Annotated in this window: 18 protein-coding genes; 5 read left to right on the top strand and 13 right to left on the bottom strand. The window is 60.7% G+C overall.

Translation table 11 applies throughout. The annotated features are described in order from the left end of the window. Positions 1 to 10: 10 nt before the first annotated feature. The 6 genes from E3O56_RS15490 to E3O56_RS15465 form a co-directional block, all read right to left on the bottom strand. Positions 11 to 1,252, bottom strand: a complete 1,242-nt coding sequence (locus E3O56_RS15490; RefSeq protein ID WP_032803216.1) for an SfnB family sulfur acquisition oxidoreductase — start codon at positions 1,250 to 1,252, stop codon at positions 11 to 13. A 187-nt stretch (positions 1,253 to 1,439) separates the two neighbouring features. Then, positions 1,440 to 2,234: a hypothetical protein gene (locus E3O56_RS15485; protein ID WP_103733993.1), complete on the bottom strand. Its 795-nt coding sequence runs from the start codon at positions 2,232 to 2,234 to the stop codon at positions 1,440 to 1,442. A gap of 371 nt (positions 2,235 to 2,605) precedes the next feature. Further along, positions 2,606 to 3,352: an L-cystine ABC transporter ATP-binding protein TcyN gene (gene tcyN, locus E3O56_RS15480; RefSeq protein ID WP_005783788.1), complete on the bottom strand. Its 747-nt coding sequence runs from the start codon at positions 3,350 to 3,352 to the stop codon at positions 2,606 to 2,608. A gap of 3 nt (positions 3,353 to 3,355) precedes the next feature. Then, positions 3,356 to 4,021, bottom strand: a complete 666-nt coding sequence (tcyL, locus tag E3O56_RS15475) for a cystine ABC transporter permease (RefSeq protein WP_032878420.1) — start codon at positions 4,019 to 4,021, stop codon at positions 3,356 to 3,358. After that, complete coding sequence (gene tcyJ / locus E3O56_RS15470) at positions 4,021 to 4,815, bottom strand: cystine ABC transporter substrate-binding protein (RefSeq protein ID WP_103733992.1); 795 nt, start codon at positions 4,813 to 4,815, stop codon at positions 4,021 to 4,023. Before tcyJ ends, tcyL begins: the two co-directional genes overlap by 1 nt. Before the next feature lie 172 nt (positions 4,816 to 4,987). Then, on the bottom strand, positions 4,988 to 5,983 hold the full coding sequence (locus tag E3O56_RS15465) for a D-cysteine desulfhydrase (protein ID WP_032878418.1): 996 nt from the start codon (positions 5,981 to 5,983) through the stop codon (positions 4,988 to 4,990). Between the two features lie 167 nt (positions 5,984 to 6,150). Here E3O56_RS15465 and epsC point away from each other — a divergent pair, with 167 nt between their 5' ends. The 3 genes from epsC (at position 6,151) to mgrA (ending at position 10,542) form a co-directional block, all read left to right on the top strand. Further along, positions 6,151 to 7,077: a serine O-acetyltransferase EpsC gene (gene epsC, locus E3O56_RS15460; RefSeq protein ID WP_103733991.1), complete on the top strand. Its 927-nt coding sequence runs from the start codon at positions 6,151 to 6,153 to the stop codon at positions 7,075 to 7,077. A gap of 339 nt (positions 7,078 to 7,416) precedes the next feature. After that, entirely contained in the window at positions 7,417 to 9,378 is a 1,962-nt protein-coding gene (gene betT / locus E3O56_RS15455; RefSeq protein ID WP_164366000.1) for a choline transporter BetT, read from the top strand. Between the two features lie 126 nt (positions 9,379 to 9,504). Then, on the top strand, positions 9,505 to 10,542 hold the full coding sequence (gene mgrA, locus E3O56_RS15450) for an L-glyceraldehyde 3-phosphate reductase (protein ID WP_103733990.1): 1,038 nt from the start codon (positions 9,505 to 9,507) through the stop codon (positions 10,540 to 10,542). A gap of 160 nt (positions 10,543 to 10,702) precedes the next feature. On the opposite strand, the gene tauD is transcribed toward mgrA, so the two are convergent. From tauD to E3O56_RS15415, 7 genes are all read right to left on the bottom strand, one after another. Continuing rightward, on the bottom strand, positions 10,703 to 11,539 hold the full coding sequence (tauD, locus tag E3O56_RS15445) for a taurine dioxygenase (RefSeq protein ID WP_216090593.1): 837 nt from the start codon (positions 11,537 to 11,539) through the stop codon (positions 10,703 to 10,705). Between the two features lie 14 nt (positions 11,540 to 11,553). Beyond that, positions 11,554 to 12,390, bottom strand: a complete 837-nt coding sequence (tauC, locus tag E3O56_RS15440) for a taurine ABC transporter permease TauC (RefSeq protein WP_078820031.1) — start codon at positions 12,388 to 12,390, stop codon at positions 11,554 to 11,556. After that, positions 12,387 to 13,166 carry a taurine ABC transporter ATP-binding subunit gene (gene tauB / locus E3O56_RS15435; RefSeq protein ID WP_003187659.1) on the bottom strand — a complete coding sequence of 260 codons (780 nt, stop codon included), beginning with the start codon at positions 13,164 to 13,166 and terminating at the stop codon, positions 12,387 to 12,389. Before tauB ends, tauC begins: the two co-directional genes overlap by 4 nt. Before the next feature lie 18 nt (positions 13,167 to 13,184). Next, the gene (gene tauA / locus E3O56_RS15430; RefSeq protein ID WP_248128498.1) at positions 13,185 to 14,162 is read right to left on the bottom strand and encodes a taurine ABC transporter substrate-binding protein; all 978 of its coding nucleotides are present in this window, start codon (positions 14,160 to 14,162) and stop codon (positions 13,185 to 13,187) included. A 190-nt stretch (positions 14,163 to 14,352) separates the two neighbouring features. After that, entirely contained in the window at positions 14,353 to 15,936 is a 1,584-nt protein-coding gene (gene gshA / locus E3O56_RS15425) for a glutamate--cysteine ligase (RefSeq protein ID WP_248128497.1), read from the bottom strand. Between the two features lie 214 nt (positions 15,937 to 16,150). Then, on the bottom strand, positions 16,151 to 16,534 hold the full coding sequence (locus E3O56_RS15420; protein WP_050549370.1) for a PaaI family thioesterase: 384 nt from the start codon (positions 16,532 to 16,534) through the stop codon (positions 16,151 to 16,153). Beyond that, positions 16,534 to 18,858, bottom strand: coding sequence for a Tex family protein (locus E3O56_RS15415; protein WP_054896653.1), 2,325 nt, complete (start codon positions 18,856 to 18,858; stop codon positions 16,534 to 16,536). The genes E3O56_RS15420 and E3O56_RS15415 overlap by 1 nt, the downstream gene beginning before the upstream one ends. 357 nt (positions 18,859 to 19,215) lie before the next feature. Between E3O56_RS15415 and ompR the strand changes: the two genes are divergently transcribed. After that, a complete protein-coding gene (ompR, locus tag E3O56_RS15410; RefSeq protein WP_003187669.1) occupies positions 19,216 to 19,956 on the top strand; it encodes a two-component system response regulator OmpR in 741 nt (246 codons plus the stop codon). A gap of 116 nt (positions 19,957 to 20,072) precedes the next feature. After that, entirely contained in the window at positions 20,073 to 21,386 is a 1,314-nt protein-coding gene (locus E3O56_RS15405; protein ID WP_005783812.1) for an ATP-binding protein, read from the top strand. Positions 21,387 to 21,488: the final 102 nt, after the last annotated feature.

The raw sequence follows: 21,488 nt of genomic DNA, 5'->3' as shown, positions 1-21,488 counted from the left end.
TTCTGGTCGGTTAAATCCAGGAATGACGAGCAGGTAAGGTGCCGTTCAGTCGATACGCGCCGATGGCGTGATACTTCCAGCGCACCGGATCGTGCAGGGTATGCACCCGCGCGTTGCGCCAGTGACGGTCAAGGTTGAATTCGGCGAGGGTGGCGCGGCTGCCGGCCAGTTCGAAGAGCTTTTCGGTAACCTGCAATGCCACTTCGGTGGTGAGCACCTTGGCCTCGGCCACGGCAATCGAGGCGCGCGCGGCGGACTGCGCGGTGATCGGCGCCGCGCTGACCTGGTCCAGCACCTGACCGGCCTTGCGCAACAGTGCCTCGGCAGCGTGCAGTTCGATCTTCAACTTGCCGATATCGGCGATCACATACAGGTCATCGCTGGCCCGCTCGACCTTGGCGTCGATCCAGGGGCGTGAACGCTCGCGTACAAAGGCGATAGTGTCGTCGAGGGCACCACGGGCGATGCCGGCGTCAATGGCTGCCTGGATCAGTTGCGACACGGCACCCTGGATATTCGGGCTTTCGCCCAGGCGCCAGTTGTCGATGACCAACTCCGGGTCTACCGCCACCCGGTCGAGCAGCACGGTGCCGCTGGCGGTGGTGCGTTGGCCAAAGCCCGACCAGTCATCGACGATGCGCAACCCCTCGCTGCCGCGCCGCACGAAGGCCATGACTTGCTTGCCGTCATCGTTCAATGCCTTTATCGCGACCCAGTGGGCAAATAGTGCGCCGGTGGAGTAGAACTTCTGGCCGCTGACCACGAACCCATCGCCTTCGGCCGTGAGGCGTGCCTTGAGCTCCAGCGTGTTTTTGGTACCGCGTTCCGGGCCGCCGTTGCCGATGCGCCAACCGTCGAGCACGCTCTGGAACAGCTGCTTTTTCTGGCGCTCGGTCGCGGTGCCCTGCAACACGTGCAGGATGCCGAAATGGTTCTGCGGGATCTGCCCGAGGGCCGGGTCGGCTGCGCTGATGATCGCGAAGACTTCGGCCAGGGTCACAAACGACACCTGTGGGCCGCCGTATTCGCGGGGAATGGAAATACTGCCCAGGCCGCTGCGGGTGAATTGTTCGAGTTGCGCCCACGGCAGTTTGCGCTGCTGGTCGCGCGTAGCGGCCTGCAGGCGCGCAGCCTGGGCCAGCTCATGAGCCGCACTCAGTGCCTGGGCGTCGTTGCGCAGCACCGTTGCGGGCAACAACAGGGGGGCTACGTCCAGATCACTCTGGGGGGGTGTTAGAGCCAAGTTAGACATCAGCGCCGCTCCTTGGCTGCACGCAATGCCCTGGCGTTATGCACCGGGGTAATTCTGACCATACCGACCTCGCATTCAATGAAATAAAAACAGAAAAATCAGGAATGTCCGGTGGTCCGGTGCATATACCCTAAGCGTGTTAATTCTTTAAATAAACTAACTTTTAGGAATATGCATAGAAGGGCTGTCACCCCGGTTCACAGGGTGAGCCGAAGCGACGCGGTTGATAGCCCGGCGCGGGCGAGGCAGGTGGGGTTGGCACGACTGGCGTGCAAGCGGCGATACGTAGCGTGCGGGCCGGTGCCCAGCGTGAATTATTGCCCACGCGATCGAGAATGCAGTACGTGACTTCCAATCGGCAGTCGTCGCCCGCTTCGACAATGATCTGGGACGGTACCCACACCTGCACTGCCAGGCCAACGTTTTTGTCCTGGATTTTCGGCAGGTCCAGGCGCACATCACCCCAGCGCAGTGTGATGGCATCGCCGGCACTCATGTTCAAGTAAGGTTCGATGGTCAGCGGAATGCCGCGCCGAACCTGGTTGCGATTGACGCCATGGCGGCGGATCGTCTCGGGCAAACCCACGGGGGCGAGATTCTGGTTTTCATCACTTTCGTGGTTGAGGCATGGCGCAGGCTGGCCTCCGGGGTAGTTGGTCTTGACCCGCACCAGGGCGACGGCCGAGCGCATCGGGCCATGGCCGATTTGCAGGACCTGGTAGTGGACGCGTGCCGGCCCGTCCTGCACGAAGCTTTCCGGTACCCACAGATGAGTGAACGTGCCGATCTTGCACGCCGTCACCTTGCGCGAGGCGGCAAAGCAGTTGTTCCAGAACAGTTCGATCAGGTCGCCTTCCTCCATGCCCGAGTAGGGGGATATGTCGACCTGCAGATGGGTGGAGGCCAGGGCGCTGATGCCGTTTCCTACCGCCTGGGGCAGCTTCGGGGCAGGCAGCATGGCCAGGGTTTGGGTATGTGTCATAAGTAATCTCCTTGTTGCAGCCAGCAGTCATCGTTCCGAACCTTCGGCGCATAGGCACAGGGCGATTCGAAAGGAACGATTCAGTCAGTAGCCGGGATGGGATCCAATCCTCAAGGCGCTAGATAAGAGGGTTGGCCGGGGAGCGTCAATGGAGGCAAAAGGCTAAACGGCGGGTTTGAGGATATTCAGAAGGGTCTGACGGGGAGGGGGATTTTAAGGGGGGGACGGCGGGGGTATTTTATGCGCTGAAATGGTAACCCGTTGTAGGAGTGAGCTTGCTCGCGAAGAACGTAAACGGTAACGCGGTGATTCAGATCGACCGAGTTGCCTGGGCGTTTTTCGCGAGCAAGCTCGCTCCTACAGAGGGTGGGTCAGTGGGCGAGGAATTTGCTCAGAAACTGCCGGGTGCGTTCTTCCCTGGGGTTGGCGAACAACGCTTTGGCTTCACCCTGTTCAACGATCACGCCCTTGTCGAAAAAGATCACTCGGTTGGCTACGTCCCGCGCAAAGCTCATTTCGTGGGTCACGATGACCATGGTGCGGTTTTCTTCGGCCAGGCTGCGAATGGTCGCCAGCACTTCGCCCACCAGTTCCGGGTCGAGAGCCGAGGTGGGTTCGTCGAACAGAATCACCTCCGGCTCCATGGCCAACGCACGGGCAATCGCCACACGCTGTTGCTGGCCGCCGGACAGCCGCCTTGGGTAGGACGCCTCCTTGCCCGCCAGGCCGACCCTGGCCAACAGCTTGCGCCCCAGTTCGGTGGCCGCTTCCCGTGGCATCTTCTTGACCACAATCGGGCCTTCGATGACGTTTTCCAGCGCAGTGCGGTGGGGGAACAGGTTGAAGTTCTGGAACACAAAGCCCACGTGCTGGCGCAGACGACGCACCAGCCCCTGTTGCTGGTTGAGCGGCTTGCTGCCGTCGATCTGGATATCCCCCACCTTGATGCGGCCGCTGGTGGGTTCTTCGAGGAAATTCAGGCAGCGCAGGAAGGTGGTCTTGCCGGAACCGCTGGGGCCGATGATGGCGACCACTTCGCCTTCCTTGACCTCAAGGTCGATGCCGTCAAGCACCACTTGACCGTTGAATTGTTTGGTCAGTTTTTCAACCACGATCATGCTTCAGGACTCCAGGTCATGCCGGTTGACCCGGTCTTCCAGACGATTTTGCAGATGCGCCAGGATGCTCGCCAGGATCCAGTAGATCAGGGCTGCGGACAGATACATGGTGAAAATTTCGAAGGTCCGCGCCGATACCAGTTGGGCCTGACGGAACAGCTCGGGCACCTGGATGGTGGCGGCCAGCGCAGTGTCCTTGACCAGCGAAATGAAGCTGTTGCCCAGGGGCGGCAATGCCGTGCGCATCGCTTGCGGCAGAATGGCCCGGCGCAGGGTTTGCGCGCGGGTCATGCCAATACTGGCGGCGGCTTCCCACTGGCCACGCTCGATGGAGGCGATGGCGGCCCGCAGGATTTCACACGCATAAGCGGCCATGTTCAGCGAAAAGCCGATCATGGCCGCCGGGATCGGATCCAGCTCGATGCCCACTTGCGGCAAGCCGTAGTAGATCAGGAACAGCTGCACCAGCAACGGCGTACCGCGAAAGAACGACACGTAGACTCGGGCCGTCCAGCTCAGCAACTTGAAGCGCGACAGGCGCATCAAGGCCAGGCCGAAGCCCAGCAGCAAGCCGAAAAACATCCCGCCCAGGCTGAGGATTACCGTGTAGTACGCGCCCTTGAGCAGAAAGGGCGCGGAGTCCAGCGCGAGTTGAAGACCTGCTTCCATTATTGAGTGACGTCAGCGTTGAAGTACTTCTCGGACAGCTTCTTCAAGGTGCCGTCGGCGCGCAGTTTGTCGAGGGCCGTGTTGACCGCATCGAGCAATTCAGGCTCGCCTTTGCGCAGGGCGATACCGGACTCCTGACGGGAGAAGGCGTCGCCGGCAGCGGCAGTGTCGGGGGCTTTCTTGGCGTATTCGAGGGCGGCCAGGCGGTCGATCAGGATCGCGTCGATACGGCCGATGCGCAGGTCCTGGAACTTGGTTGGGTCGTCGTTGTAGGTCTTGATAGTGGCTTTGGGTTGATTGTCCTTGAGCCATTGTTCGTAGTTGGTGCCCAGGCCCACGCCGACCTTTTTACCGGCCAGGTCGTCGGCTTTCGTGATCGAGTCGACGTTCTTTTTCAGCACCAGTGCCTGGATGCCGGACACGGTGTATGGCTTGGAGAAATCGTACTTTTTCTTACGCTCTTCAGAGATGGTCACCTGGTTGACCACTGCGTCCAGGCGCTTGGATTCCAGTGCGGCGAGAATGCCGTCCCACGGTGTAGCTTGCAGCTTGACCTTGACGCCCAGCTCCTTGGCCAGTGCTTCGGACAGTTCCACTTCGAAACCGCTGAGCTTGCCGCTTTCGTCGACGAAGCTGAACGGTGGGTAGGTGCCTTCCAGACCGATCTTGATCTCGCCGGCCTTCTTGATGGTGTTCAACTGCTCGCCGGCAACCGCCTGGCCCAACCAACCGGCGCCAAGCGCCAGGCCCAAAGTGCTGACCAGCAGCGTGCGACGCAATACAGAAATAGTCATGAAGAGCCCCTGTGTTTTTATGGTGAGCGAAGCAGGTGACGCAGTAGTCGTATCCTGCCTTAAAGCGCGAAGCGCGTCTTCGCCTTCGGCGCGATGATAAAGCGGGTTTTTAAGACTTGAAAATAATAAAAAAACAATTTTATATTTCTTTTGAGAATATATGCGTATTCAATCAATTGAATACTGAGTCATAGGCAAACAATGCCGGCGCCCCACCGGTATGCAGGAAAATGATCGGCCCCTCTTCAAACCGCTGGCGCCCGATGCCGTCCAGCAAACCGGCCATGGCCTTGCCGGTATAGACCGGGTCCAGCAGCAGACCTTCCTGGCTGGCCAAAAGTTTGATCGCGGAAAGTGTGCCGGCATTCGGTTCGCCATAACGGGGGCCGAAATACTCGTCCCACAGGATCACTTTGAAGGCGTCGGGAATAGCCACTCCGAGCAACTCGGCAGTGCGTTCTGCCAGGCTTTGCACTTTGGGCAACTGCGCTTGCTCGGTGCGCGACACGGTGATGCCGATCACCGGCAACTGCGGTAGTGCTTCGCTCAAGGCCAGGGCCAGGCCGCTGTGCGTGCCGGCACTGCCTGAGGCGAGCACCACGGCGGCGAACTCAATCCCGCTGTCTTCAATCTGCGCGGCCAGTTCCAGCCCTGCGCGCACGTAACCCAAAGCGCCGAGTGCATTGGAGCCACCGATAGGCACCAGGTAGGGCTTCTTGCCATTGCTGCGCAGGCGGTCGGCGAGGGCGGCGAGTTGGGCGTCGGCGTTGTCGAGGTTTTCCACCAGTTCCACTTTGGCGTCAAACAGCTCCAGCAGCAGGCGGTTGCCATTGGCCAGGTAGTTGGCGTCTTCGGTGCCAGTAGGGTTTTCCAGCAGAGCAACGCAGCCCAGGCCGAGTTTGGCGGCCAGTGCGGCGGTCTGGCGGACGTGGTTGGACTGGATCGCGCCGGCGGTGACCAAGGTGTCGGCGCCCTGGGCAATGGCGTCGGCCGCCAGGTATTCGAGTTTGCGCAGCTTGTTGCCACCCATGGCCAGGGGCGTGGTGTCATCGCGCTTGACGTAAATGTCCCTGCCTAGCCAGGCCGACAGCCGTTCAAGTTTTTCCAGAGCGGTGGCACCGCCCAGTAGTTCCAGACGGTTAAAGCGCTCGAGCTGTTGTTTGATCATGGCTACGCACGGTGACTGAATGATGGGGAGGACTATAGGCAGGCACTTTTCATCGGGCAACCGTCAATCGCTTATGAACAATAGTTCTTACGATCACACCATTGGTTCTTAAGAGCTGCCAGGGTGCATACCGTAAAGTGATGGCCATTTCGTCAGGAGTGAATACCGTGAGTGAGCGTTCCAGTCATTGGCAATTGCAGACCATCGTCAGCCAGCTGCGCGGCGCGCGGGACCAGTGGCGAACGCGCAACGGTCGCTTGAGCGGCGAGCACGGTGGCCGTGAATTGCCGTCCCGCGAGGCGGTGGCGCAAATCCTCGAAGCCTTGTGCGGCGCACTATTTCCCATGCGCCTGGGCCCGGTGGACCTGCGTGAAGAAAGCGAAGACTTCTACGTGGGGCATACCCTCGACGTGGCGCTCAACGCCTTGCTCGCCCAGGCGCGCCTGGAGTTGCGCTACGCCGCACGCCAGGGCGGCGGCGACGACAGCGATGTGGATGCCCATGCCATTCGGCTGATCCAGGATTTTGCCCTGGCATTGCCGGCTCTGCGCAGCCTGTTGGATACCGACGTACTGGCCGCCTACCACGGCGACCCGGCTGCACGCAGTGTGGATGAAGTGCTGCTGTGCTACCCGGGCATCCTGGCGGTGATTCACCATCGCCTGGCCCACCACCTGTACCGCGCAGGTTTGCCGCTGCTGGCGCGCATCAGTGCAGAAATCGCCCACTCGGCCACTGGCATTGATATCCACCCCGGCGCGCAGATTGGCCCGAGTTTCTTCATCGATCACGGGACTGGCGTAGTGATTGGCGAAACGGCGATCATCGGCGAGCGCGTGCGTATCTACCAAGCGGTGACACTGGGCGCCAAGCGCTTCCCAGCCGATGAGGATGGGCAGCTGCAAAAAGGCCATCCGCGCCACCCCATTGTTGAGAATGATGTGGTGATCTACGCCGGGGCGACGATTTTGGGGCGGATCACCATCGGCCAGGGCTCGACCATTGGCGGTAATGTGTGGCTGACCCGCAGTGTGCCGGCGGGGGCGAATATCACTCAGGCGAACTTGCAGCATGACGATGGGGCGCAGAAGTAATACCTGAGCCAACCGCCGACCCGTGTGGGAGCAGGCAAGCCAGCTCCCACATTTCGTATGTATTTCAACGTGGGGTCGCTGAACGATTTGCCTTCTTCATCCGTCATACCAATCCTTGAGCTAGTGTAGGAATCATCGACCACTCAGCCCTGCGATTAGTCCCAGACCGCCTATTCATGTTTAACTTGAATGTTCGTTCAAGTTAAACCCGGTGGTTCGCTGCCCGCTCACAACAGGAGGCTTACCTTTGCTGAGTCCGTTATTTACAGCCATATCCCGCAACCTTGAGGTGCATCGTTCATGAGTGCATCGTCCACCCCTTCCAGCGGCATGGTGCGCATGAATGCGCCCGTTTTCTACTTTGCCGCCACCTTCATCCTGCTGTTTGGCATCACGGTTATCGCTATCCCGCAACAGGCCGGAGCCTGGCTGCTGGCGGCGCAAAACTGGGCGGCCAATACGGTCGGCTGGTACTACATGCTGGCGATGACCCTGTATCTGGTCTTCGTGGTGGTCACCGCGCTATCGGGCTACGGCAAGATAAAACTCGGTGCCGACCACGACGAGCCCGAATTCAGTTACCTGTCCTGGGCCGGCATGTTGTTCGCCGCCGGGATCAGCATCACGCTGTTTTTCTTCTGCGTCTCGGAGCCGTTGACGCACCTGGTGCAGCCGCCCCAGGGCGAAGCGATGAACGCTGATGCAGCGCGCCAGGCCATGCAGGTGCTGTTCCTGCACTGGGGCCTGCATGGCTGGGGTGTGTTCGCGTTCGTGGGCATGGCCCTGGCGTATTTCGCCTACCGGCATAACCTGCCGCTGGCATTGCGTTCGGCGCTGTACCCGCTGATCGGCAAGCGCATCAATGGCCCTATCGGTTATGCGGTGGATGGCTTCGGTATCATCGCGACGGTGTTCGGCCTGGGCGCTGACATGGGTTTTGGCGTGTTGCACCTCAATTCCGGCCTGGACTACCTGTTTGGCATTGCTCACACCCAGTGGATCCAGGTGGGCCTGATCACGTTGATGATGGGCGCGGCGATCATTGTTGCGGTAGCCGGCGTCGACAAGGGCGTACGGGTGATGTCCGACATCAACATGCTGCTGGCCTGTGCGCTGTTGCTGTTTGTGTTATTCGCCGGGCCTACCCAGCACCTGCTCAACACCTTGATCCAGAACATCGGGGACTACCTGGGCGCGCTGCCGACCAAGAGTTTCGATGTGTACGCCTACGACAAGCCAAGCGACTGGCTGGGCGGCTGGACAGTGTTCTACTGGGCCTGGTGGATCGCATGGTCGCCGTTCGTAGGTCTGTTTATTGCGCGTATCTCCCGTGGCCGTACCATCCGCGAATTCGTGTTTGGCGTGCTGCTGATTCCGCTGGGCTTTACCCTGGCGTGGATGTCGATCTTCGGTAACAGCGCCATCGACCAAGTGCTCAACCATGGCATGGCCGCGCTGGGCCAGTCGGCCATCGATGACCCGTCGATGAGCCTCTACCTGCTGCTGGAAACCTACCCGTGGAGCAAGACGGTGATTGCGGTCACGGTGTTTATCAGCTTTGTGTTCTTTGTGACCTCGGCGGACTCAGGCACGGTGGTGCTGTCCACCCTGTCGTCCAAAGGCGGCAACGCTGATGAAGACGGGCCGAAGTGGCTGCGGGTGTTCTGGGGTGCGATGACAGCACTGGTGACCAGTGCCCTGCTGTTCGCCGGCAGTATCGATTCGTTGAAATCTGCGGTGGTGCTGACCTCGCTGCCGTTCTCGCTGATTCTGCTGCTGATGATGTGGGGGCTGCACAAGGCGTTTTACCTGGAGTCGCAAAAGCAGATCGCGCAGTTGCATTCCCTGGCGCCAATATCGGCTTCACGCAAAGGCCGTGGCGGCTGGCGCCAGCGCTTAAGCCAGGCGGTGCATTTCCCGTCACGTGATGAGGTGTACCGCTTCCTTGAATCGACGGTGCGCCCGGCGATCGAAGAAGTGACGGCGGTGTTTGTCGAGAAGGGCCTGAATGTAGTCACTCAGCCGGACCCGTCCAACGACAGCGTCAGCCTGGAAATCGGCCATGGCGAGGAGCATCCGTTCATCTACCAGGTGCAGATGCGCGGCTATTTCACGCCGTCGTTTGCCCGCGGTGGCATGGGTTCCAAAGAGATCAACAACCGCCGTTACTATCGTGCGGAGGTGCACTTGAGTGAGGGCAGCCAGGACTATGACCTGGTGGGCTATACCAAGGAGCAGATCATCAACGACATCCTCGACCAGTACGAGCGCCATCTGCAGTTCCTGCATTTGGTGCGCTGATACCGTTCCTCTCAAGTAGGTCTTTGCTGTAAAAGGAAGAGGCAGACTTAAGCGATTCAGCGGGTTAAAAGGCTTGGGAATAACCTTATTCCCGGGCCTTTCAACCCTCAGTCCAGAGAGGATTCGATGACGTACATTGCTGCCGAAAACCGCTATGAATCTATTCCCTATCGCCGCGTAGGCCGCAGTGGGTTGGTGCTGCCGGCACTGTCCCTGGGGCTGTGGCACAACTTTGGCGACAGCACCCCGATCGACACCCAGCGCGCTTTGCTGCGCACGGCGTTCGACCTGGGTATCAACCACTTCGACCTGGCCAACAACTACGGCCCGCCCTACGGCAGCGCCGAGATCAATTTCGGCCGTTTGCTGCGCGAAGACTTCAAGCACTACCGCGACGAATTGATCATCTCCAGCAAAGCCGGTTGGGACATGTGGCCCGGCCCCTACGGCCAGGGCGGTGGCTCGCGCAAATACATCCTGGCGAGCCTGGATCAAAGCCTGCAACGCCTGGGCGTCGACTACGTGGATATTTTCTACTCCCACCGTTTTGACCCCGACACGCCCCTGGAAGAAACCGCCAGCGCCCTCGCCACCGCTGTGCAACAAGGCAAGGCGTTGTACATCGGTATATCGTCCTATTCCGGGGTGAAAACCCGCGAAATCGCAGCCTTGCTCAAAGAGTGGAAAGTGCCGCTGTTGATTCACCAACCGGCTTACAACCTGCTCAACCGCTGGGTGGAAAAGGACCTGCTCGACACCACCGAAGAACTTGGCGCTGGGGTGATCGCCTTCACGCCGCTGGCCCAGGGTTTGCTCACCGACAAGTACCTCAATGGCATACCGGCCGATGCACGGGTCAATCGTCCGGGTGGCGGTTCGTTGCAGGCCCAGCACCTGTCCGAGGCCAACATTGCCCATGTACGCGGCCTGAATGAAATCGCCCAGCGTCGCGGCCAGAGCCTCGCGCAATTGGCGCTGGCCTGGACCCTGCGTGATCCACGGGTGACCAGCGCGCTGATCGGCGCGAGCCGGCCGGAGCAGATCATCGAGAACGTCGGGGCGTTGCAGAACTTGAGCTTCAGTGCTGAGGAACTGGCGCAGATTGATCGGTTTGCGCAGGAAGGCGGGATCAACCTGTGGGAAAAGCCATCCACCGCTGAATAACTGACACAACTGGGTCAAAAATGTGGGAGGGGCGGTGCGACGATTCGACTTGCTCCCGATAGCAGTGGGTCAGCTACGGATGAGCTGACTGAACCACCGCCATCGGGAGCAAGTCGAATCGTCGAACCGCCCCTCCCACATTTGGTTTTCGGTGTGGCGACTAGAACGGCACATCCCCAAGAATCGTAGCCCGGTGCATCACCCGCCGCTGTGGCCGGTAGTCATCCACGGCGTAATGCTGGGTCACGCGGTTATCCCAGAACGCCACGTCATTCTCTTGCCAGCGCCAGCGGATGGTGAATTCCGGGCGGGTGGCGTGGGCGAACAGCAGCTTGAGAATGGCCTCGCTTTCGGCCGCTTCCAGTTCATTGATTCGGGTGGTGAAACCGTCGCTGACGAACAGCGATTTGCGCCCACTGACGGGATGGGTACGCACCACCGGATGCGACAACGGTGGGTTCTTGCGGCGAGTTTGCTCCCAACGCAGCAAGTCTTCGGCGGTATTGCCAAAACGCTCCAGCGGAAAAGATTTGGTGAAATCGTGGGTGGCGGTGAGCCCGTTGAGCAATACCTTCAACGGTTCGGAAAGCGCCTCATACGCCGCAATACCACTGGCCCACAGCGTATCGCCGCCGAACGCTGGCAGCAGCTTGGCGCTGAGCACAGCGCCCAGGGCAGGCGTGGGCAGAAAGGTCACGTCGGTGTGCCAAACGGCGTTGTCACGCACGTCGGTGACCGCGGTGTCGAGGATCAGCACTTCGGGCTGTTCCGGCACGTTGGGGTAGATCGGGTGGATGTGCAGGTCGCCAAAATTGGCCGCGAACCGTGCCTGTTGTTGCGGGGTGATTGGCTGATCACGGAAGAACAGCACCGAATAGTCGAGCAACGCCTGTTCAATGGCGTCGCGCTGTTCAGGGGCCAGCGGCTGAGTGATGTCGACGCCACTGATCTGGGCGCCCAGGGCGGTACTTAATGGGGTAACGGTCAGGCTGCTCATTGTAGATTCTTCACTCAGTGTGCCTGGCCATGCCAGGGCACTAATTTACGCTGCAGGGCGCGCAGGCCCATTTCCATGGCGAAGGCGATCAGGGCGATCACCAGGATCCCCAGCACCACCACATCGGTGACCAGAAACTGCGCCGCCGACTGCACCATGAAACCCAGGCCGCTGGTGGCGGCAATCAACTCGGCGGCGACCAGGGTCGACCAGCCCACACCCAGGCCGATACGCACACCGGTGAGGATATCGGGCAGGGCGCTGGGCAGGATCACATGGCGAATCAGTTGCGCACGGGTGGCGCCCAACGACTGCGCAGCTCGCAGCTTGGCCGGGTCGACGGTGCGCACCCCGGTTGCGGTGGCGATGGCGATCGGGGCGAAAATCGCCAAGTAAATCAGCAGCACCTTGGACAGCTCGCCAATGCCGCACCAGATCACGATCAGCGGCAGGTAGGCCAGCGGCGGAATCGGCCGGTAGAACTCGATCAACGGATCGAAAATGCCTCGGGCAATGCGGTTGGCACCGATGGCAATCCCCACCGGCACGGCGGTCAGCACTGCAAAACCCAGGCCCAGGCCGATGCGGCTCAGGCTCGCGCCCAGGTGCTGCCACAAGGTGGAATCCATGTAGCCGGTGGTCGCCAGCAGCCAACCTTTTTGCAACACGGCGGACGGTGGCGGCAGGAACAAAGGTTCGATCAAACCGGTGGCGGTCACCGCCCACCACAAGGCAAGCAGAGCGACCAGGGTCAGTACGCTGATCCAGCGTGTGCTCAGGCTGCGGCGTAACGGGATAACGGCGGGTGCCACCGGCTTGCTGGCGGTGGCGGGAAGTTCGTAGCTGCTCATGCGTACACCTGCCGTTGGGAGAACACTTTGCCCAGCACGTGCTCGCGGGTTTCGATAAAGCGCGGGTCGGACTTGATTGCGCGGGCTGATTCACCGGCGGCGTAACGTTGGCCGAAATCCAGCTGCAGACGTTCGACGATCTGGCCGGGGTTGGGCGCCAGCAGGATCAGGTCCGTGGCCAGGAACACCGCTTCTTCAATGTCATGGGTAATCAGGAACACCGGCTTGGCCGTGCGCCGCCACACTTGCAGCAGCAACTCCTGCATTTGTTCGCGGGTGAAGGCGTCCAGCGCACCGAAGGGTTCGTCCATCAGTAATACGCGAGGGTCGGCCGCCAGGGCGCGGGCGAGGCCAACGCGTTGCTTCTGGCCGCCGGAGAGTTGCCAGATGCGCCGGCTGTCGAAACCGGCCAGGTCCACCAGCGCGAGCATTTCGCGGGCGCGTACGTCGCGCTGCGCCTTGGGCACGCCGGCCAGTTCCAGGCCGAAGGCGACGTTGGCCAGCACGTCCTGCCAGGGCAACAGGGCGTCGTCTTGGAACACCACACCGCGTTCGGCGCTGGGCCCTTTGACCGGCACACCGTCGAGGGTGATACGCCCGGCAGAAGGCTCGACGAAACCGGCAATCAGGTTCAACAGCGATGTCTTGCCACTGCCGGACGGGCCCAGGGCAACCAGCAGCTGCTGGGGCCCAAGCTCCAGTGAAATATCGGACAGTACCGGTTCCGGGGCGCCTGGGTACTGTGCGCTGATGCGCTCCAGCTGTAGCAAGGCCATCGCGATGAACTCCTTGGATCAGTTAGAAATGAACTTGGCGCTGACGTAAGGGGCGTAGTCGGGCAGTACGGCATCGACCTTGCCTTGTTCCTTGAGGAACACAGCAGTGTCGGTGACTGCCTTGGTGGTCGGCGCGCCCAGCAGGGTCACCTGGTCAGCGGCCAGCGGGTAGACGTTGCCTTGCAGCAGCAAGGGAATATCGCTGGCCTTGGCGCCGGAGAGTTTCACCAGTTTGTCGACGTTGCCGGTGTCGGCGAGCCAGGCTTGTGGGTCTTTGCGGTAGGCTGCGTAGGCATCCAGGGTGACCTTGGCGAAGGCGGTGACGATGTCCGGGTGCTTCTCGGCAAAATCCTTGCGCACGATCCAGGCATCGAATGTTGGCGCGCCGAACTTGGCCAGTTCGCCGGAGGTGATCAGCACCTTGCCGTTTTCCTTGGCTACGCCCAGAGCCGGGTCCCACACGTAGGTGGCGTCGATATCACCGCGCTTCCACGCGGCGATGATGGCCGGAGGCGCCAGGTTGAGAATGGTGACTTTGGCCGGGTCGATGTTCCAGTGTTTCAGCGCGGCAAGCAGGCTGTAGTGGCCGGTGGAGACGAAGGGCACGGCGATCTTTTTGCCGATCAGGTCCTGCGGGCTGTTGATCCCCGATCCGTTGCGCGCCACCAGGGCTTCGGCCCCGCCGATCTGGGTGGCGACGAGGAAGGTTTCTACTGGGACTTTGCGGGTTACCGCGGCGGTCAGCGGGCTGGAACCGAGGTAGCCGATCTGCACGTCGCCGGAGGCAATGGCGGCGATGATGTCGGTGCCATTGTCGAATTTGCGCCAGTCGATTTTGGCGTTGGTAGCTTTTTCATAGGCCCCGTCAGCCTGGGCGACTTTTGCCGGGTCGACGGTGGTCTGGTAAGCGATAGTCACGTCCGCCGCCTGGGCAAACAGACTGGCACCGGCCAGGGACAACGCGGCCAGCAAGCGCAGAGGGGTCAGCAGTTTCAAGGGGAAGCTCCTCAATCAGGCGGCCGAGAGTCGGCGTGTGAGGAGACTAAATGATCTAAGAACTCGAAAATAAATAACCTTTTCGAATTAGCTTATGAGTAGAAAGGTTGAAGCAAATCTTTGTACCGGTGATGACCAAATGTGGGAGGGAGCAAGCCCTCTCCCACATTGGAACTGAGTAGAGCTCCGGTTAGTTGCTGATGGCGAGGATGCTGGCCTGGTACGACCCGACAAACACATCGAAATCGCCCACCTCGTTCTGCTCAAGCTCCGCCTGTTGCGCCAGCGACACACGGGCCAATTCTTCAAAGTGCGCTTGTTCCTCAGGCGCCAAAGGCTCCTTGCGGAAGTATTCGGCATGTACTTCGCTTTGATGCAGAGAGAACTGCGCAAAGCTTTCCTTGCGTTCAGCCATGGCCGCCAACACCTGGGCCGACGGCGTCAGGGACGGGTCCTTGACCTTGGCCAGTTGGGCATCCAGCGCTTCACTGTGTTCGGTCATGCCCTGGCTCTCGTCGAGCAAGGCAGCCAACGGTGCAATCTTCTCCAGCAACTGCGCAGCCCATTCCTTCATGTCCACCGGCTGGCCGTCACGTTGCAATTGCAGGCCCGGACGCCGACCTTCCTTGACCACGCTGAGGAAGTTGGAGGTGGCGTTGCCGCACTCGTTGTTGGCGAACAGCGGGCTGTCGTTCAGCGCGCAATACAGCAGGAATGCGTCGAGGAATCGCGACTCCGGCAAGTCGATCCCCATCGGCAGGAACGGGTTGATATCCAGGCAGCGTACTTCGATGTACTGGATACCGCGGGCCATCAGCGCCTGGATCGGCCGCTCGCCGGTGTAGGTCACGCGTTTGGGACGGATGTTGGAGTAGTACTCGTTTTCGATCTGCAGGATGTTGGTGTTGAGCTGCACCCACTCGCCATCCTTGTGCGTGCCGACTTCAACATACGGCGCGTAGGGCGTTGCCACCGCTTCGCGCAGGCTGTCGGTGTAGCTGGCCAGGTCGTTGTAGCAAGGCGTCAGGCCAGCCTGGGCGTTGCTCTGGTAACCCAGGTCGCTCATGCGCAGGCTCGTGGCGTAGGGCAGGTACAGGGTGTCGGCATCCAGGACTTCAAGCTGGTGCGAGCGGCCGCGCAGGAAACCGGCGTCCAGGGCTGGCGAGGCACCAAAGAGGTACATCAACAGCCAGCTGTAGCGACGGAAATTACGGATCAGCGCGATATAGGCCGTGGACTGATAGTCACGGTCGGTACCGACAAAGCCTTCGGCTTCCTTGAGCAACGGCCACAGCTGTTCCGGCAGCGAAAAGTTGTAATGGATGCCGGCAATGCACTGCATGGTCTTGCCGTAGCGCAGGGCCAGGCCCTTGCGGTACACGTACTTGAGCTGGCCGATATTGGAGGTGCCGTAGTAGGCGATCGGAATATCTTCCTCGGCCGGTAACGGGCACGGCATCGAGGGGCTCCACAGGTATTCGCTGCCCAGCTTGGAGTAGGCAAAGCGATGGATCTTGTCCAGGCTGCCCAGGGTCTCGGCCGGGTTGGGCAGGGCTGGGGTGATGAACTCCAGCAGCGATTCCGAATAGTCAGTGGTGATCTGTTCGTTGGTCAACGCAGCGCCCAGGGCTTCAGGGTGCGGCGTTTGCGCCAGGCGACCCTCGCTGGTGACGCGCAGGCATTCGCGCTCGATGCCGTGCAAGCACTGCTCTAGCAGGGAGAGGTGTTCGCGCTTGCCGAGCAGGGCCAGGCGGCGGTTGAGAAGTTCGCTCAAGTTGGATTCCTTCACGCGTCAGTCGCCCCAATATGGGGGTGGGCAGGACGGTCTACAAGGGTGAAGTGGAAACTGGCGTGATCGCCTGGTTCTGAGTCGATTTGACCCGCTCTGAAAATGCCGACTTCACTCCATGAATTGGGCTACAGCGCAGCGAGAAAATTCCGACGCTGTTATCGCAGCGCCGAAATTAACTCAAATCGAGGGTAGGGAGCTATAGGACAGCGAACGTGCCCTGCGCTTTTGCGACAAGTCTTTCGCCCTGGTACACGTCGGCTTCGACCACCAACGTGCGCCGGCCGGCGTGAATTACCCGGCTGGTGCACAGCACGTCACCGTCTTCGACGGCGCGAATATAATTGATCTTGCATTCGATGGTGGCGCTCTGCTGGTCGAAACCATGGGCGCTGGAACAGGCCAGGCCCATCGTGATGTCCACCAGGCTGAAAATCGCCCCGCCATGGAGCTTGCCTGCACGGTTGCGCAGGTGCGGCTCCAGGGTCAGGGCCACCTCGGCAACGCCTTCATCCAGGCGTTGCAGGCGGCAGCCGATCAGCTCGCTGAACGCGCTCTGGGTCAAACCCGCCGGGATTTCCATCAACGCTTCTTCAACTGTTTGGCATTGGCGAACAGCGATGCCATGGCGTTGTTGCTCGGCGCGGCAGTCGTAGTTTCCTTGCGCGGCGCGTTGTTCTGCGACTGGCGCGGTGCCGAACCTGGGCGAGCGCCACGAGCACCGTCGATCTTCTCGCCCGGGGTATCGCTCATGCGCATCGACAGGCCCACGCGTTTACGCGGGATATCGACTTCCATGACCTTGACCTTGACCACGTCACCGGCTTTGACCGCTTCACGCGGGTCCTTGATGAACTTCTCCGAAAGCGCGGAGATATGCACCAAACCGTCCTGATGCACGCCAATATCCACAAAGGCGCCAAAGTTGGTCACGTTGGTCACTACACCTTCGAGGATCATGCCCGGTTGCAGGTCCTTGAGGTCTTCGACGCCGTCTTGGAACTCGGCGGTCTTGAACTCGGGACGTGGGTCGCGGCCAGGTTTTTCCAGCTCTTGCAGGATGTCGGTGATGGTCGGCACACCGAAGGTTTCGTCGGTGTACTTCTTTGGATCCAGACGCTTGAGGAAGGCGGCGTCGCCGATCAGCGAGCGGATATCACGGTCGGTCTCGGCGGCAATGCGTTGCACCAGCGGGTAGGCTTCCGGGTGAACCGCCGAGGCGTCGAGCGGGTTATCGCCATTCATCACGCGTAGGAAGCCGGCCGCTTGTTCAAAGGTTTTTTCACCCAGGCGTGCGACTTTTTTCAGCGCAGCACGGGTTTTGAACGCACCATTTTCGTCGCGATGGCTGACGATGTTCTGCGCCAGGGTCGCGTTGAGGCCCGAGATTCGCGCCAGCAGCGCTACTGAAGCGGTGTTCACGTCTACGCCCACGGCGTTTACGCAGTCTTCCACCACCGCATCCAGGCCGCGTGCCAGTTTAAGCTGCGACACGTCGTGCTGGTACTGGCCGACGCCGATGGATTTGGGGTCGATCTTCACCAACTCGGCCAGCGGGTCTTGCAGGCGACGGGCGATGGAGACGGCGCCACGGATCGACACGTCGAGGTCCGGGAACTCCTTGGACGCCAGCTCCGAAGCCGAGTACACCGAAGCACCCGCCTCGGAGACCATGACCTTGGTCATCTTCATGGCTGGGTATTTTTTGATCAGCTCAGCGGCCAGCTTATCGGTTTCGCGGCTGGCAGTGCCGTTGCCGATGGCGATCAGATCTACCGCGTGCTTGGCGCACAGGGCGGCAAGGATCGCCAGGGTCTGGTCCCACTTGTTGTGCGGAACGTGCGGGTACACGGTGGCGTGGTCCAGCAGCTTGCCGGTGGCATCGACCACAGCGACCTTGCAACCGGTGCGCAGGCCCGGGTCGAGGCCCAGGGTGGCACGCGGGCCGGCCGGTGCGGCCAGCAGCAGGTCGTGCAGGTTGTGGGCGAACACGTTGATCGCTTCGGTTTCGGCGCCGTCGCGCAACTCGCCCAGCAGGTCGGTTTCCAGGTGGGTGTAGAGCTTGACCTTCCAGGTCCAGCGCACGACTTCACCGAGCCACTTGTCCGCAGGGCGATTCTGGTTCTGGATGCCGAATTGTTGACCGATCATGCCTTCGCACGGGTGCATGGTGCCTGGCAGTTCGTCACCGACTTTCAGCGCGGAGCTGAGAATGCCTTCGTTACGGCCGCGGAAAATCGCCAGGGCGCGGTGGGACGGCATGCTTTTGAGCGGCTCGTCGTGTTCGAAGTAGTCGCGGAATTTGGCGCCTTCCTCCTCTTTGCCGGCGATGACGCGGGCGCTGAGGATGGCTTCCTGCTTCAAGTAGGTACGCAGTTTTTCCAGGAGGCTGGCGTTTTCGGCGAAACGCTCCATCAGGATGTACTTGGCGCCTTCGAGGGCAGCCTTGACGTCGGCGACGCCTTTTTCCGCGTCGATGAAGCGAGCGGCTTCGGTTTCCGGCGTCAACGATGGGTCGTTGAACAGGCCATCGGCCAAATCGCCCAGGCCGGCTTCCAGAGCGATCTGGCCCTTTGTACGACGTTTCTGTTTGTATGGCAGGTAAAGGTCTTCGAGGCGGGTCTTGGTGTCCGCGAGTTTGATGTCGCGCTCCAGTTGAGGGGTCAACTTGCCCTGTTCCTCGATGCTGGCGAGGATGCTGATACGCCGTTCGTCGAGTTCTCGCAGGTAGCGCAGGCGCTCTTCCAGGTGACGCAGTTGAGTGTCGTCGAGGCTGCCGGTCACTTCTTTTCGGTAACGGGCGATGAAAGGCACCGTGGAGCCTTCATCCAGTAGAGCGACGGCCGCTTCGACCTGTTGTGGGCGTACACCGAGTTCCTCGGCGATGCGGCTGTTGATGCTGTCCATAAAACCACCTGAAATTCTTAAAATCAGCGCGCCGGCCCGTAAAAACAAGGCCCGGCGAGGCTGGTTGAGCGGCCCGACTGGCGCCGCTGCCTGGGTCAAGAGGCTGCCTATTGACCCTCGAAATCGAAAAATTCACGACAAGCGGGTAAAAAAAGCCCGGCAGCAAACGGTAACGATCTGACGTTGCCCTGCACGGAGGCGCCGCATTATAACCAGCGTTCTGCTATTGGGGGGTACTGCGCCGGAGGTTGTAGGGCGTGGGTTCGCTGGCAGTAGATGAAAAATCTGCTAACAATGCACACGGTGCGTATAACGGCAGCTACGCCATAATGCGCGCCGAGATAAGAGGAGCATCCAATGAGCAGCACCGCACAAACTGCTGAAGGCGAAAAAATTCTCATCGTTGATGACGATCCGGGGCTGAGCAGCCTGCTGGAGCGTTTTTTCAACTCCAAGGGCTACCGTGCCCGCGCGGTGCCGAACACCGAGCAAATGGACCGCCTGTTGGGGCGTGAAGTGTTCAACCTGGTCGTGCTCGATCTGATGCTGCCCGGCGAAGACGGCCTTACCGCCTGCAAGCGCCTGCGTGGTGCCAACAACCAGATTCCAATCATCATGCTCACCGCCAAGGGCGATGAGTTGAGCCGCATCAAGGGCCTTGAACTGGGCGCTGATGACTACCTGGCCAAGCCGTTCAACCCTGATGAGCTGATGGCGCGGGTCAAGGCCGTATTGCGTCGCCAGGCACCGGCCGTGCCGGGCGCACCGGGCAGCGAAGACGAAAGCGTCACCTTTGGCGACTACGAACTGTCGTTGGCCACCCGTGAGCTCAAGCGTGGCGAAGAAGTGCACATGCTTACCACCGGCGAGTTTGCGGTGCTCAAGGCTCTGGTGATGAACGCCCGTCAGCCGCTGACCCGTGACAAGCTGATGAACCTGGCCCGTGGCCGTGAATGGGACGCCCTGGAGCGCTCCATCGACGTGCAGATTTCCCGACTGCGCCGGATGATTGAGCCGGACCCCTCCAAGCCGCGGTATATCCAGACGGTGTGGGGCGTGGGTTATGTGTTTGTGCCGGATGGTACCGCAACCAAGTGACCGATGATTTGCAGGGGCGGGTATCCGGCGTTTGACTCCATAAGAGTCGACGGGATGCCCGGCGTCTGCAATTCTGCGAGCACCGCTCGTTCCTGCAAGGTGTGCAGCTTTCATCTATGAAAACCCCGCTGTGGTTCCCACAAAGTTTCTTCTCTCGCACCCTTTGGCTGGTGCTTATTGTCGTTCTGTTTTCCAAGGCGCTCACGCTGGTTTATCTGTTGATGAACGAAGACGTGCTGGTGGATCGGCAGTACAGCCACGGTGTGGCCCTGACGTTGCGGGGCTATTGGGCCGTAGACCCTGAGAACCGAGAAAAGGTGGCCAAGGCGTCGACCTTGACTCGGGTTGATGGGGCCGGCGTGCCTGAAGGCGAGCAGCATTGGCCTTACAGCGAGATCTATCAGCGCCAGATGCAGGCCGAACTGGGCGCCGACACCGAGGTGAGGCTGCGCATGCATGTTTCACCGGCGTTATGGGTGCGGGCACCTAGCCTGGGCGATGCCTGGATCAAGGTGCCGCTTTATCCGCACCCGCTGCGCGGGCAGAAAATCTGGAACGTGCTGGGCTGGTTCCTGGCCATCGGCTTGCTTTCAACGGCCTCCGCGTGGATCTTCGTCCGTCAGCTCAACCAACCACTCAAGCGCCTGGTATTTGCCGCTCGCCAATTGGGCCAGGGGCGCAGTGTGCGCCTGCCGGTCAGCGACACGCCCAGTGAGATGACCGAGGTGTACGGCGCGTTCAACCAGATGGCGGAAGACGTCGAGCAGGCCGGGCGCGAGCGCGAGCTGATGCTGGCAGGTGTGTCCCATGACTTGCGCACACCGTTGACGCGATTGCGCCTGTCCCTGGAGCTGATGGGGGACCATACCGACCTCACCGATGACATGGTGCGCGATATCGAGGACATGGACGCTATCCTGGACCAGTTCCTGGCCTTCATCCGCGACGGGCGTGATGAAGTGGTTGAGGAGGTGGACCTCACGGACCTCGTGCGTGAGGTGGTTGCGCCCTATAACCAGAACGGTGAGCAGGTGCGCATGCGGCTGGAGCCGATCCAGCCGTTTGCATTGCGCCGGGTCTCGATGAAGCGCCTGCTGAACAACCTGATCGGCAACGCCTTGCATCATGCCGGTTCCGATGTGGAGGTGGCGGCGTATGTCTCCGGTGACAGTGCCGCGCCTTACGTGGTGCTGAGCGTGATGGACCGTGGCACGGGGATCGACCCTGCCGAGCTTGAGGGTATCTTCAACCCGTTCACCCGTGGCGACCGAGCCCGAGGTGGCAAGGGCACCGGGTTGGGGTTGGCGATCGTGCGGCGAATCGCCTCGATGCATGGCGGCAATGTCGAACTTCGCAACCGTGAAGAAGGCGGGTTGGAGGCGCGGGTGCGCTTGCCGCTTGGGCTGATGCTGCCTAGAGATGCGGTCTGACAAACAACAAATATCAAAAATGTGGGAGGGGGCTCGCTCCCGATGGCGGTCTTTCAGTCAAGAAGTTCAGTGACTGTGACACCGCTATCGGGAGCAAGCCCC

It is taken from the genome of Pseudomonas sp. W2Aug9 (assembly GCF_023127755.1).
GTDB classification, from domain to species: domain Bacteria; phylum Pseudomonadota; class Gammaproteobacteria; order Pseudomonadales; family Pseudomonadaceae; genus Aquipseudomonas; species Aquipseudomonas synxantha_A.
Note: the sequence above shows the minus strand (reverse complement) of the source record. Positions and strands in the feature narration are given on the sequence as shown.

Bases quoted from the DNA above. Each gene is read 5' to 3' on its own strand.
- E3O56_RS15490 (WP_032803216.1), bottom strand. From the start codon at position 1,252: ATGTCTAACTTGGCTCTAACACCCCCCCAGAGTGATCTGGACGTAGCC.
- E3O56_RS15485 (WP_103733993.1), bottom strand. From the start codon at position 2,234: ATGACACATACCCAAACCCTGGCCATGCTGCCTGCCCCGAAGCTGCCC.
- tcyN (WP_005783788.1), bottom strand. From the start codon at position 3,352: ATGATCGTGGTTGAAAAACTGACCAAACAATTCAACGGTCAAGTGGTG.
- tcyL (WP_032878420.1), bottom strand. From the start codon at position 4,021: ATGGAAGCAGGTCTTCAACTCGCGCTGGACTCCGCGCCCTTTCTGCTC.
- tcyJ (WP_103733992.1), bottom strand. From the start codon at position 4,815: ATGACTATTTCTGTATTGCGTCGCACGCTGCTGGTCAGCACTTTGGGC.
- E3O56_RS15465 (WP_032878418.1), bottom strand. From the start codon at position 5,983: ATGATCAAACAACAGCTCGAGCGCTTTAACCGTCTGGAACTACTGGGC.
- betT (WP_164366000.1), top strand. From the start codon at position 7,417: ATGAATGCGCCCGTTTTCTACTTTGCCGCCACCTTCATCCTGCTGTTT.
- mgrA (WP_103733990.1), top strand. From the start codon at position 9,505: ATGACGTACATTGCTGCCGAAAACCGCTATGAATCTATTCCCTATCGC.
- tauD (WP_216090593.1), bottom strand. From the start codon at position 11,539: ATGAGCAGCCTGACCGTTACCCCATTAAGTACCGCCCTGGGCGCCCAG.
- tauC (WP_078820031.1), bottom strand. From the start codon at position 12,390: ATGAGCAGCTACGAACTTCCCGCCACCGCCAGCAAGCCGGTGGCACCC.
- tauB (WP_003187659.1), bottom strand. From the start codon at position 13,166: ATGGCCTTGCTACAGCTGGAGCGCATCAGCGCACAGTACCCAGGCGCC.
- E3O56_RS15420 (WP_050549370.1), bottom strand. From the start codon at position 16,534: ATGGAAATCCCGGCGGGTTTGACCCAGAGCGCGTTCAGCGAGCTGATC.
- E3O56_RS15415 (WP_054896653.1), bottom strand. From the start codon at position 18,858: ATGGACAGCATCAACAGCCGCATCGCCGAGGAACTCGGTGTACGCCCA.
- ompR (WP_003187669.1), top strand. From the start codon at position 19,216: ATGAGCAGCACCGCACAAACTGCTGAAGGCGAAAAAATTCTCATCGTT.
- E3O56_RS15405 (WP_005783812.1), top strand. From the start codon at position 20,073: ATGAAAACCCCGCTGTGGTTCCCACAAAGTTTCTTCTCTCGCACCCTT.